9 protein-coding genes are annotated in these 12,236 nt (G+C 70.5%); all 9 read right to left on the bottom strand.

Features of this window, described 5'->3' with window-relative positions; all coding sequences use genetic code 11:
- Nucleotides 1-25 precede the first annotated feature (25 nt).
- Complete coding sequence (locus GY170_RS04385) at nt 26-628, bottom strand: TetR/AcrR family transcriptional regulator (RefSeq protein ID WP_163890332.1); 603 nt, start codon at nt 626-628, stop codon at nt 26-28.
- Nucleotides 629-684: 56 nt separating this feature from the next.
- The gene (locus tag GY170_RS04380; RefSeq protein ID WP_163890330.1) at nt 685-2,235 is read right to left on the bottom strand and encodes an ABC transporter substrate-binding protein; all 1,551 of its coding nucleotides are present in this window, start codon (nt 2,233-2,235) and stop codon (nt 685-687) included.
- A complete protein-coding gene (locus GY170_RS04375) occupies nt 2,201-3,208 on the bottom strand; it encodes an ABC transporter ATP-binding protein (protein ID WP_163890328.1) in 1,008 nt (335 codons plus the stop codon). Before GY170_RS04375 ends, GY170_RS04380 begins: the two co-directional genes overlap by 35 nt.
- 226 nt (nt 3,209-3,434) lie before the next feature.
- The gene (locus tag GY170_RS04370; RefSeq protein WP_163890326.1) at nt 3,435-4,388 is read right to left on the bottom strand and encodes an ABC transporter ATP-binding protein; all 954 of its coding nucleotides are present in this window, start codon (nt 4,386-4,388) and stop codon (nt 3,435-3,437) included.
- Nucleotides 4,385-5,302, bottom strand: coding sequence for an ABC transporter permease (locus GY170_RS04365; RefSeq protein WP_163890324.1), 918 nt, complete (start codon nt 5,300-5,302; stop codon nt 4,385-4,387). The genes GY170_RS04370 and GY170_RS04365 overlap by 4 nt, the downstream gene beginning before the upstream one ends.
- Nucleotides 5,286-6,236, bottom strand: coding sequence for an ABC transporter permease (locus GY170_RS04360; RefSeq protein WP_163890322.1), 951 nt, complete (start codon nt 6,234-6,236; stop codon nt 5,286-5,288). Before GY170_RS04360 ends, GY170_RS04365 begins: the two co-directional genes overlap by 17 nt.
- A gap of 15 nt (nt 6,237-6,251) precedes the next feature.
- The gene (locus GY170_RS04355) at nt 6,252-8,279 is read right to left on the bottom strand and encodes a CocE/NonD family hydrolase (RefSeq protein WP_163890321.1); all 2,028 of its coding nucleotides are present in this window, start codon (nt 8,277-8,279) and stop codon (nt 6,252-6,254) included.
- Nucleotides 8,279-9,808: a trimethylamine methyltransferase family protein gene (locus GY170_RS04350; protein WP_163890318.1), complete on the bottom strand. Its 1,530-nt coding sequence runs from the start codon at nt 9,806-9,808 to the stop codon at nt 8,279-8,281. Before GY170_RS04350 ends, GY170_RS04355 begins: the two co-directional genes overlap by 1 nt.
- 292 nt (nt 9,809-10,100) lie before the next feature.
- The gene (locus GY170_RS04345; RefSeq protein WP_163890316.1) at nt 10,101-12,170 is read right to left on the bottom strand and encodes an oxidoreductase; all 2,070 of its coding nucleotides are present in this window, start codon (nt 12,168-12,170) and stop codon (nt 10,101-10,103) included.
- Nucleotides 12,171-12,236: the final 66 nt, after the last annotated feature.

The raw sequence follows: 12,236 nt of genomic DNA, 5'->3' as shown, positions 1-12,236 counted from the left end.
CGGGGGCAGACAGCCCCCTCCCCGGTCAGAACACCCCGAGATGCGGCTGCAGCAATTGCCGGCATGCGGCCAGCGCCGTCTCCGCCGGCATCGTCTCCGGCTCGATGCAGTGCTGGATGCCGAGCCCGTCGATCAGGCAGATGAGCACACGGGCGAGCGGCTCGGCCTCCACCTCCCGCCCGTTGGCAACGGCTGCCTCGGCGATGGCGGAGGTCACGTCGGCGAGGTAGCCGGAATATTGCACGCGGTGCTCGGCGCGCAGGTCGTCGTTTATGGAGATCTGCCCCCAGAGCGTCAGCCAGATCGTGAAGGCGCCGGGGTTGAAGATTTCCGGCGCGAAGAACGCCTCCAGCAACGCCGCCAGCCGCGTCTGGCCGGGCGCCGGCGGGCCCGGCAGGCGGGTGGAACCGAGGTACATGGAGGCATAGACGGCGGCGAGCAGCGCGTTCATCGAGCCGAAATGGTGGATGACGAGGCCGCGGCTGACCCCGGCCTCCTCGCAGATGCGGTCGACGGTGAATTCCTGGATGCCGCCGCGCGCCATGCAGGCGAGCCCGGCGGTGACCAACTGGGCCCGGCGCTCCTCGCCCGAGAGGCGGACGTATTTGGGGGCCTTCCTGGCGGTCATCGCGCTCCCGTCCGGGGTAGCGGCGGCGCCCCGCTTCCCGGGGCGCCGCGCCTGGCTCATTCCTTGGAGAAGCGTACCGGGTCGGGGTGACCGTCGGCAAGGATGACCGGCTCGATGCCGGCATCGTGGATCGCGACGTAAGGATCGAAGGCGATGAAGACGAAGGAGCCCGATTCCTCCATCAGGTCCTCCATCCGGTTGAACATCCCGGCGCGCGCCGTCTCGTCCAGCTCCACCAGCGAGGCCTGGTAGAGCTCCTCGAACTCGGGGCTGTCGAAGAACGTCCAGTTGTAGACGCCGATCTGGTCGGGGCGGAACCAGACGAAGTTCTCCGTCGGGTCGACCCCTCCGGCGAAGCTCTGCAGGACCAGCTCCAGCGTCAGGTAATCGTCACCCGCCGTCATGTCGCCGAGCGACCAGTAGGCGGCCTCCTCCGTCGGCTGGATCACCACGTTGATGCCGGCCTCCGACAGGCTCGCCTGGATGATCTGGGCGATGGTCTGCGAGGTGCTGTCGGTCAGCGCCACGAGGTTGAGCGTCAGCCCCTCGGCCCCCGCCTCTGCCAGCAGCGCCCGCGCCTGCTCGACATCGCGCTCGGCGTAGATGTTGCTCTCCCGCGCGTAGGGGGAGCCGGGCGGGACGAGGCCGGCGGCGCGGCCGACGACGCCGTCATAGGCGCCGTAGAGCACCGCCTCGCTGTCATAGGCGAGCTGGATGGCGCGGCGCACCCGCGGGTCCTGCAGGGTGGGCGCGTTCTGGTTGACCGTCAGCCAGGTGTAGGTGGTCGAATCCGCCTCGATCAGCTCCGCCCCTTCGGGCATGTCGGCATGGAGCTGGTTGACGGAGGAGGGCGCGACGCGCGTGAAGTCGAAGCTGTTCGCCTCGTAGGCGAGGAGCGCAGACTGATCGTCCTCCACGATGTAGAACTCGATGGTGGAGAAGTCGGGCGCCTCGCCCGTCCAGTCCGGGTTGGCCGTCAGCGTGACCTTCTGCTGCTGCTCCCACGAGGAGAAGAGGAAGGGTCCGCACTCCGCCGGCGCCTCGGTGGTGAAGGAGCCACCGGCCTCCTCGACGGCCGCCTTCGAGACGAGGTGCCCGCCGTAATAGGGCAGCGCGGTGACGATGAAGGGCGCGAAGGGCTGCGTCAGGTGGATGACGCCCGTCCGCTCGCCGGTGACCTCGACGCGGTCGAGCATCTCGAACTGGTAGGCCCAGGCGCTGTCGGAGCCGGCGATGCGCTCGAAGGAGTACTTCACGTCCTCGGCCGTCACGGGGCCGTAGCCGTTCGTCCAGCTCAGCCCGTCGCGGAGGGTAAAGGCCAGCGCCGTGTCGCTCTGCCACTCGAGGCTCTCGGCGGCGTAGAGCTCCCACTCGGAGCCCTCGCGCATGTCGGAGATGCGCACGAGCGTGACGGTCGTGCAGCGGTTGATGACGTCGTCGAGCCCGCCGATCTCGCCCCAGGGGTCGAGCACCTGGAAGTCGCCGGCCATGCGGATGCGCAGCGTGTCCCCCTCCTGCGCCCAGGCGAAGTGCGGCGTGGCCATCAGGCCGGCGAGGCCGCCGCCGGTGGCCTTAAGAAAGCTGCGGCGATTGGTGGTCCAGTTCATCGGTCGTCTCCCTGTTCAAGGTCTTTTCTTCAATGAGGTGGCAGCGGGCCTGACGGCCCGGCGCGATGGTGCGAAGGACCGGCTCGTCCTGCCGGCAGATCTCCTGCGCGAGGGGGCAGCGGGTGTGGAACTCGCAGGCCCGCGGGCGGCGCAGGACGCCCGGAATCTCCCCCTGGATCGCGAGGTCGGCCCGCCGCTTGCGCGGATCGGGCTTCGGCTCGGCGGCGATGAGGCTTTGCGTGTAGGGATGCGCGGGGACGGCGAAGATCTCCGCCGTCGGCCCCGTCTCCACCAGCCGGCCGAGGTAGAGGACGGCGATGCGGTCGGCGACATGGCGGATCAGCGCGAGGTTGTGGGTGATGACGAGGTAGCTCAGCCCGTGCCGCTCCTTGAGGTCGGCCATCAGGTTGAGGATGTCGGCCTGCACCGAGACGTCGAGCCCCGCTGTCGGCTCGTCGGCGATCACCAGCTCGGGCTTGAGCGCCAGCGCCCGCGCCACGCCGACGCGCCGCGCCTGCCCGCCGGAGAGCTCGTGCGGGAAGCGGGCGGCGAAGGCGGCGGGCAGGCCGACCTCGGCGAGGAGCTCGGCGGCCCGGTCACGGCGGCGGCCCATGGGCTCGCGGTGGATCGTGAAGGGCTCGGTGATCGCCTGTTCGACATTCATGCGGGGCGAGAGCGAGGCGGCGGCATCCTGGAACATCAGGGCGGAGCGGCGGCGGATGGCCCGGTAGTCGGAGCGCGAGGCCAGTGGCTTGCCATCGAAGAGCATCGTGCCGGAGCTGGGCTGCAGGCCGAGGATGGCGCGCGCCAGCGTCGTCTTGCCCGAGCCGCTCTCGCCGACGAGGCCGAGCGTCTGGCCCCTCGGCAGATCGAGGGTGATGCCGGCGAGGATGTTGAGCGCCTTCCCCCGGGAGAAGAGGCCGCCGAGGGGCAGGTCAACCGAGAGGTCTTGCAGGTGCAGGAGCGGGGTCATGCGGAGGCTCCCGGGGCGGCGGGCGGCGCGCTGGTGGAAGCGGCGGGACCGGGGGGCCAGCCCCCCGGAGCCCCCCGAGGTATTTCCGGCCAGATGAAACAGGGGCGTGAGGCGGGCCGGGGAGCACCGGGCGCCGCGGCCCCTGTCTTTGCTCCCGAAGAATCCCGGGGGATCCGGGGGCTGGCCCACGGTCCCGCAGACGCCAGCCGCGCCATGGTCCGGCCAGTCATGGCGCCACCTTGTGGCAGAGGACCTCGCGGGCGGGAGCGGGGCGCACGCGCGGCGGCGGGGTGGCGCAGCTCTCCGAGGCGAGGGGGCAGCGGGGGGCGAAGGCGCAGCCGGGGGGCGGGTCGGCGAGATCCGGCAGGCGGCCGCCGATGGTGGGCAGGTGGCCGGTGTGCTCCACGAGCGCCGAGGGATCGCAGGAGAGGAGCGCGCGCGTGTAGGGGTGCAGCGGGTCATGGTAGAGATCGTCGACGGGGGCGACCTCCACCACCTCGCCGGCATACATCACCGCCACGCGGTCGCAGAGCTCGGCGATGACGCCGAGGTGGTGGGTGACGATGACGATGGCGCAGCCGACCTCCGCCTGAAGCTCACGCAGCAGGTGGATGATCTGCGCCTCCATCGTGACATCCAGCGCCGTCGTCGGCTCGTCGGCGATGAGGACGGCGGGTCGCATCAGGAGCGCCGCGGCGATGGCGGCGCGCTGGCGCATGCCGCCCGAGAGCTCGTGCGGGAAGCGCGACAGGGCGAGGTCCGGCTCCAGCCCGACCTTGGAGAGCATGGCGGCGGCGCGGCGGCGCTTCTCGCGCGAGGAGCCCTCGGCGTTGACCTGGAAGTCCACGAGCTGCTCGCCGATCCTGAGGACCGGGTTGAAGGCGGTCAGCGGGTCCTGGAAGACCATGGCGATCTCGCGCCCGCGCAGGCGGCGGCGATCCCGCTCGGAGAGGGCCATCAGGTTCTCGCCGCGGAGATACACGGCGCCGCCGGTGATCTCCGCCCCCGACGAGAGGAGGGAGATCATCGCCGAGGCGAGGGTGGACTTGCCGCAGCCCGACTCGCCGGCGATGCCCAGCACCTCCCCGGGGCGGACCTGCAGCGACACGCCGCGCAGCGCCTGCACGCCGCCGGGGTAGCTGAGGGCCAGATCCTCGACGTTCAGCACCGCCTCGCTCATGCGCCCCCCTTGACCAGCTTGGGGTCGAGCGCGTCGCGAAGGCCCTCGCCGAGGAAGGTGAAGCCGAGGGTGGAGAGCACCAGCGGCAGCCCGGCGATCAGCACCATGTGGGGCGCCGAGCGCAGGGAGGTGTAGCCGTCGTAGAGGATGTTGCCCCAGGAGGGCGTCGGCGGGCGCACCCCGAGGTTGAGGTAGCTCAGCCCAGCCTCCAGCATGATGACGATGGGCACGTCCATGGAGAGCAGGATGACCAGCGGGCCGACGACGTTCGGCAGCAGGTGGCGGATGAGGATGCGCGCCCCCGAGGCGCCCATCGCCCGCTCCGCCACGATGAAGTCCGACTGCGCCATCCCCAGCGTCTGCGCGCGGATCAGCCGGGCATAGGCGGGGATGGAGACGGTGACGACGACGAGGATCAGGGTGTCCGTTCCCGGGCCGATGATGGTGATGACGGCCAGCGCCAGCATGATCATCGGCAGCGAGGAGACGGAATCGAAGATCAGCACGAGGATCCCGTCGAGCCAGCGCGGCCCGTAGCCGGCGATCATGCCGAGGATCAGCCCGCCGATGCCGGCGAGGCCCACGGAGGTGAGCGCGATGGAGAGCGCGGTGCGGGCGCCGTAGATGATGCGCGAGAGAAGGTCGCGGCCCAGCTGGTCCGTCCCCGCGGGGTGGGCCCAGGAGGGCGGCTGGAACTTGTTCATGACGTCGAGCTTGAGCGGGTCGTAGGGCGCGAGCCAAGGCGCGAAGACGGCCATGCCGACGAAGGTGACGACGAGGATCAGCCCGAGCGCACCCATCGGATCACGCAGCAGCACGCGCAGCGACGAGCGGTGGAGGACACGCCCGGCGGCGCGCCTCTCCCGGCCCTGTCGGGCCGGCTCGGCCGGAGCGATCTCAGCGTCGGAAGGCATCGCGCACCCTTGGGTCGAGCCGCGCGATCAACAGGTCGGCGGCGGTGACGACGAAGAGGTAGAAGGCCGTCATGAAGAGCACGCAGCCCATGACGACGGGGTAGTTCCGGTTGCTGACCGCCCCCGTCATCAGCGTGCCGATGCCGGGGCGGGAGAACACCGCCTCAACGAAGACGGCGCTGGAGAGGATGGAGCCGAGCCCCACCGCCAGCAGCGCGATGGTCGGGATGATCGCCACGCGCAGCGCATAGCGGAAGACCACCCGCCGCTCGGAGAGGCCGAAGGCGCGGGCGGTGCGGATGTAGGTCTCCCCCATCACCTCGAGGAGCGAGGCGCGCACGAGCCGGGCGAGGTAGCCAACCCAGCCGATGCCCAGCGCGAAGGCCGGCAGGACAAGCGCGCGGATCTGGCTGAGCGGGTCGCCGGGGTTGCCGGCGCCGATGGCGGGCAGCCAGCGCAGCCAGACGGCGAAGACGAGGATCAGGTAGATGGCGATGACGAAGCTGGGGATGGAGATGAAGCTCACCGAGAGAAGGCCCAGCAGCCGGTCCGTCAGCGTGCCCCGCCAGACGACGGCGGCGGCGCCGAGGAGGATGCCCAGCACCAGCGCCCAGAGGAGCGTGGTGATGCCGAGCACCAGCGTCTTGGGGAAGAACTCGAGGATCAGCTCCAGCACCGGGCGCTGCGACCAGACGTCGTAGCCGAGATCGCCCATCGCCGCGTTGCGCAGGAAGAGCCAGATCTGCGTCAGGATCGGCTGGTCGAGCCCCATGCGCTGGACGAGCAGCGCCTTCAGCTCCGGCGTGGCGCGCGGGCCGAGGGCGAGGCTCGCCGGATCGCCGGGGATGAGGAACACCATGGCGTACATCGCGATCATCACCGTGAGGAGGATCACGAGGGCGAGGCAGATGCGCCGGGCGGCGTATCTCAGCATCGCTCTGTCGCCGGGTCAGACATGGTCGCGCGGTATCCTCTCGTCCCAGTGCCTCTCGAAGACCTTCTCCCCGTTTTCCGTCACCCGCAAAGAGACTTCGACGCGAAAGTGCGTCGCGTCGCAGCTGAGGCGGCCGGTGGAGTGGTGGGCACAGGTGGTGTCGTGGCGGGCGATCTCGACGTTGCATTCCGTCTCGGTGACGGCCGAGAGCGGGTCGCCGTCGGTGACCCTGTAGCGGGCGAAGGCGTCGGAGGTGACCGTCTGGCCGATGTCGGGCATCTCGGTGGCATAGGTCCAGCGCGGAAAGTCGACGACCATCTCGCCGCTGAGGAGGTCGCGGTGGACGGTGCGGCGCACGGTCGGTTCGGCGGGGTGGCTGATGGAGGGCGTCAGCTCGGCCATCTCAGGCGGGTCGAACTCGCGCAGCGCCGCATCCGCCGCGACAGGCGGGCGCACGGGCAGGTCGAGCCAGCTGGCCCCGGTCTCGACGCTCAGCGTCGCCAGCTCCGGCGAGGGCCAGCAGATGGGCCAGTAGGTGGTGGAGAGCGAGACGGCGATGCGGTGCCCGGCCGGGAAGGCATGGGCGATATCGTCGAGATCGACGGTGACCTCGTAGGTCTCGCCCGGGGTCAGCGGCTCGGCATGCTCATGGTCCCGCCGGTGGGTGAGGTTGAGGTAGCCTTGCGTGACCTTGGTGGAGCGGCCGTCCAGCATCACGTCGTTCAGCCGCACGGCCACCAGCGCCATCGGCTTGTCGCAGGAGAACCGCAGGCGCAGCTGGGGGGCGCCGAGGATCTCGGTGCACTCCGGCAGGGGGGCGGTCGTGAAGACGAGGCTGCCGCCGTCATCCTCGCGCTGGTCGGGGGCCCATTCGGCGTCCTCCCCGTAGCGGCCGACTTCGCCGGCAGTCAGGCCGACCCAGAGGGGCGAGCAGATGGAGAGCTTGGCGCCCGCCTCGGCCGCCTCTGACGGGGACGGCTCGGCAAGGCTGCCATCGGCGAGGAGGGCGAGGGAGCGGGTCTCGATACGGGGCGAGGGCCAGCTCGGCTCGCCGACCCAGCGGCCGGGGCGCTCGGCGTAGCAGGTCTGCGGGGGCACACTCTCCTGCATCCAGACGCGGTACATGGGCTCGTCCATGATCCCGCTCTCGCGCCCCTTCAGCCAGTGATCGCACCAGCGCAGGACCTCCTGCAGCCAGCCGATGGCGGGCTGCACGGCGACGTCGTGGGGGAAGGAATGCGCCCAGGGGCCGACGAGGCCGAGGCGGGGGCCGGGGAGGCTGGCGAGAAGGCGGGGGACCGTCTCCGAGTAATTGTCCGCCCAGCCGGAGACGGCGTAGACGGGGATCTCGATCCTGGAGATGTCCTCGCAGACGGAGCCCTGCTTCCAGTACTCGTCGCGCCGCTGGTGGCCGAGCCAGGTGAGGATCCAGGGGCTGTTCGCCTCGGCGCGGGCCAGCCAGGCCTCGCGCCAGCCGGGGCCGGTCAGCTCCGGGTCCGGCGGCAGGTCGTTATGGGCCAGCATGGTGGCCGACCAGTCGAAATTGTCCTTGCTGAGGCACCCGCCGACCCAGTGGATATCGGTGGCATAGCGGTCGTCGGTGGAGCCGACGGTGATGATCGTCTTCAGCGCCGGCGGCTGGCGTGCGGCGATCTGCAGGCCGTTGAAGCCCCCCCAGGAGATGCCGATCATCGCCACCTGCCCGTCGCAGAACTCCTGCTCCGCCAGCCACGCGATGGCGGCGACGCCATCCTCCTGCTCCTGCGGGGTGTATTCGTCGGTGATGATCCCCTCGCTGTCGCCGGTGCCACGGATGTCCAGCCGGATGCAGGCATAGCCATGCCCCGCCAGCCAGGCATGCATGGCGTGATCGCGGGCGCGGGTGCCCTCGCGCTTGCGGTAGGGCAGGTACTCAAGGATCACCGGTGCCGCGACGCCCTTCGGCCGCCAGAGCTTGGCGGCGAGGCGCGTGCCATCGGGCAGCGGCACCCAGAGGTTCTCGGTGATCTCGATCTCGTGCGGGAAGGTCGTGCGGGTCTCCATCAGTTCAGCGGCGCGCCGCCCTCCTCCGTCCGCCTTGCCACGAAGGCGTCGAGCGCCTCGGCGCGATCCTCCTCCAGCGGCGGCTGTTCGTAGGTGGCCAGAAGCTGCTTCCAGACGGTGTTGGCGCGGGTGCGGGCATCGACGGAGCCCTTCTCCAGCCAGAGGGGGTGGTTGTCCCAGTTGGAAACGAGCGGGGTGTGGAAGGCGGTGGCGTAGCGCTCCATCGTGTGGGCGGTGCCGAAGAAATGCCCGCCGGGGCCGGCCTCGGCGATGGCGTCGAGGGCGAGCGCCTCGGGGCTGGTATCGAGCGGCTCGTAATAGGCATCCATCATCTGAAGCATCTCGGCATCGAGGATGAGCTTCTCGAAGGAGGCGGTGAGGCCGCCGTGCATCCAGCCCGCACCGTGCTCCAGCAGATGCGCGCCGCCCATGAGCGCGCCCCAGAGGGAGAACATGCTCTCGTAGGCCGACTGGGCATCGACCTCGTTGGCCGCGTTCACGTTCGACGAGCGGAAGGGCACGCCGATATGCCGGGCGAGCTGGCCAGTGGCCTGGGCCGCCTTGATGTACTCGGGCGTGCCGAAAGCGGGCGAGCCCGAGCGCATGTCGACGTTGGAGGTGAAGCCGCCATAGAGCACCGGCGTGCCGGGGCGGACGATCTGGGTGAGCACGATGCCGGCCAGCGCCTCGGCATGCTGCTGGACGAGCGCGCCGGCGACAGTGACCGGGGCCATGGCCCCGGCCAGCGTGAAGGGCGTGATGGCGACGGGCTGGCCGTGGCTGGCCATGGCGATGAGCCCCTCGGCCATGGGGATGTCGAGCTGCAGGGGAGAGTTGGTGTTGATGACGCCGAGGAGCGCCGGCCGCTCCGCCATCGCCTCTGGCGTCGTGCCGAGCGCGATGGCCGCCATCTCGATGCCGTCCATCGTACGCAGGTGGCCGAGTGTCTGCGTCTGCCAGTTCTTGGAGAGAAGCGTGATCTGGGCGCGATAGATATCGAGGTGCCGGGTGTTGGCCGGCAGGTCCATCGGCTCGAAGGGGCAGCCGCCCTCCTGATGGATGACGTTGAGCACCTGCACGAGGCGCAGGTAGTCGCACATCTCCTCAAAGGTGCCGTCGCGGCGACCGCGATCGTTGTCCATCACGTAGGCCGGCCCGCCGACGGAGGCGTAGACGCAGAGGTCCCCCCCGACGGTCAGGTCATGCGCCGGGTCCCGCGCCGCGAGCGTGAAGGTGGCGGGGACGGTGGCAAGCCGCTCGCCGATCAGGCCGGGATCGAGGCGGACGGTGGGCCCGTCGATCTCGGCGCCGGCGGAGGCATAGAGCGCCCTTGCCTGCTCGGCGAGGACACGAAAGCCGGTGGTGGATAGCAGCGTCAGCGCCGCCTGGTGGATCGCCTCCACCTGGTCGGCGGAGATGACCTCGACCGGGGCATAGGGCCGGCGGCGCTGGCCGAAGGGGGCCTGCGCGACGGGCTGCGGGCCGGAGGCGCGCGGGCCACGGGAATTGCGGCGGCGGGGGGCGCTCATGGGGCGGCTCCGGCGCTGGTGGAGAATGAGGGAGCGGGGGCCAGCCCCCGCACCCCCGCGGTATTTTTGGCCAGATGAAACAGGGGACTGGCGGAGATCTTGATCCCGGCAGGGCGACGGGTGACCCAAGTGGAGCCCGCCGGAGCGGGGCCCAGCCCCGTCGCCATTGGTCCTCGGACCAATGCGGCACCAATGGCGACCCCCGTGGTATTTTTGGCCAGATGACATGGGGGCGCGGGTCGGGCGGGGCGCCCGGAGGGGCGCCGGGCGCGGGGTGAGGCGTGAGGGCCGGTCATTCCGCGGCCTCGGTGTAGAGACCGGGCGGGGCGAAGGGGGCGTCGCGACGCTCGAGGAGGTCGGCGGGGGCGGCGCCGACGGCGCGGGACGTGCGGTGGGCCTGGTAGGTGGCATGGGCGATGGCGCCGGGGGCGTGGGCATCCCCCGTCAGGTGGAGGGAGGGGGTGCCGGCGTCGAGCAGGGCCTCGTAGAGCGCCGTGTCGCCGAGGCGCTGGCCGACGATGACGAGGGAGCGGACGGGGATCTCGCGGCGCTCCGCCGTGAAGATCTGCGACAGGCCGAGCGTCTCGCCGTCGAAATCCTCCACGATCTCCAGCGTGCGGTAGGCAATGCCGAGGCGCTGGAAGGCGACGTGGACATGCGGCTGCTCGTTGGTCATCACGCCCCAGCTCTGAGCGGCGCCGGCGGTGGTGATGTAGGTGACGTCCGTCCCCTGCCCCGCCAGATGCTCGGCGATGGCCGAGCCCATGTAGTAATTGTCGTAGTCGAAGACGGCGACGGGGCCCTCGATCTCGGTGCCGGCGGCGATGTCGTCCGGCGTGTAGATGCGCAGCCCCTCGATCGGCGCCGTCGGGATCTCGTTGGCGCCGCAGAGGTTGCGCGTCCACTTGGCGCCGGTGGCGACGACGACGTGGTCGGCCCCGAACTCGGCGACATCCTCGGCCGTCAGGCGGCTCTCGGCGAAGAGCGAGACGTTCGGCATCTGCAGCAGGCGCCCGAGGCGGTAATCGACGACGCGGAACCACTCGCGCAGGCCCGGCAGCTTGGATTCCCACAGGAGCCGGCCGCCGAATTCCGAGCCGGCCTCGGCGATGGTCACCTGCATCCCCCGGCGCGCGAGGGTGAGCGCGGCCTCCAGCCCCGCGGGGCCGGAGCCGATGACCACGGCGCTCTCGGCGCTGTCCTCGGCCACCGTCTCGGGGTGCCAGCCGCGCCGCCACTCCTCCCCCGCTGAAGGGTTCTGCGTGCAGCGCACCCAGACGCCGTCATGCCAGGAGGAGATGCAGATGTTGCAGCCGATACACTCGCGGATCTCGTCCTCCCGCCCCTCGGAGATCTTCTTCGGCAGGAACGGATCGGCGATGGAGGGCCGGGCTCCGCCGATGAGGTCCAGCACGCCGCGGCGCACCATCGAGACCATCGTGTCGGGAGAGGTGAAACGGCCAACGCCGACGACCGGCTTGTCCGTGATCGCTTTCACGAAATCCACCACCGGCTCGTGGCTGCCCTCCTGCACGTAGCGGGAGGGGGCGCAGTCGGTCGAGGAGTAATCCATCTTCACGTCGAAGAGGTCGGGGGCGTCCTTGAGCAGGCCAATGATCTCATGCGCCTCCGTCTCCGCCCCCTCGGCGGGGCGGGCGCGCAGCTCCTGCAGGGAGATGCGCAAGGCCACGGCGCAGCGGCCATGGGTCGCCTCGCGCACCGCGTCGATCAGCTCGGCGACGAGGCGCACGCGGTTCTCGGCGGAGCCGCCGTAGGCGTCCGTCCGGTGGTTATAATCGGAGAGGAGGAACTGGTAGGGCAGATAGCCCATCCCCGCATAGACATAGAGGATGTCGAAGCCCGCCTCCTCCGCCCGCACGGCGGCATCGGCATGCCAGCGGATCAGCTCTCGGATGTCGGAGGCGTCCATGATCTTCGGCCGGGCGGAGGACATGAAGCCCACATGCGTCGCCATCCAAGGCACGCCCGAGGGCGAGAGCGGCGCGTAGCGGGAGGTGCGGTTTACCGCCGCCGCCCCGCCGTGCCAGAGCTCCACCGCCGCGAGCGCGCCGTGGGCGTGAACGGCATCTGTCGTCAGGCGGTGGGAGCGGATGTCGGCCTCGTCCCAGAGCGAGGCGAAGGGAAAGGGCGAATCGTCGGAGCTGGGGTGCACCGAGCAGGCACCGGTGGAGACGACGCCCCAGCCGCCTTCGGCCTTCATGCCGCGGAAGGCGGCGCGCACATGCGGGTTGGCATTCGTCATGCCGGAGGCATGGGGCACCTGGTAGAAGCGGTTCGGCGCGACCTTGGGGCCGATCTTCACCGGCTCGAACAGCAGGTCATAGCGGGAGGCGCGCGGCATGGGGACCCCTTGTTGAACTTTCGTTCAGTAGAAGGCGGCAAGGCGGGCCCTGTCAAGCTTCTTGAG

This window comes from Pseudoroseicyclus tamaricis, assembly GCF_012070395.1.
GTDB lineage: Bacteria > Pseudomonadota > Alphaproteobacteria > Rhodobacterales > Rhodobacteraceae > Pseudoroseicyclus_A > Pseudoroseicyclus_A tamaricis.
This window is presented reverse-complemented; position numbering and strand designations above follow the sequence as displayed.

Coding starts and splice junctions, on each gene's coding strand:
- GY170_RS04385 (WP_163890332.1), bottom strand. CDS start 628: ATGACCGCCAGGAAGGCCCCCAAATACGTCCGCCTCTCGGGCGAGGAG.
- GY170_RS04380 (WP_163890330.1), bottom strand. CDS start 2,235: ATGAACTGGACCACCAATCGCCGCAGCTTTCTTAAGGCCACCGGCGGC.
- GY170_RS04375 (WP_163890328.1), bottom strand. CDS start 3,208: ATGACCCCGCTCCTGCACCTGCAAGACCTCTCGGTTGACCTGCCCCTC.
- GY170_RS04370 (WP_163890326.1), bottom strand. CDS start 4,388: ATGAGCGAGGCGGTGCTGAACGTCGAGGATCTGGCCCTCAGCTACCCC.
- GY170_RS04365 (WP_163890324.1), bottom strand. CDS start 5,302: ATGCCTTCCGACGCTGAGATCGCTCCGGCCGAGCCGGCCCGACAGGGC.
- GY170_RS04360 (WP_163890322.1), bottom strand. CDS start 6,236: ATGCTGAGATACGCCGCCCGGCGCATCTGCCTCGCCCTCGTGATCCTC.
- GY170_RS04355 (WP_163890321.1), bottom strand. CDS start 8,279: ATGGAGACCCGCACGACCTTCCCGCACGAGATCGAGATCACCGAGAAC.
- GY170_RS04350 (WP_163890318.1), bottom strand. CDS start 9,808: ATGAGCGCCCCCCGCCGCCGCAATTCCCGTGGCCCGCGCGCCTCCGGC.
- GY170_RS04345 (WP_163890316.1), bottom strand. CDS start 12,170: ATGCCGCGCGCCTCCCGCTATGACCTGCTGTTCGAGCCGGTGAAGATC.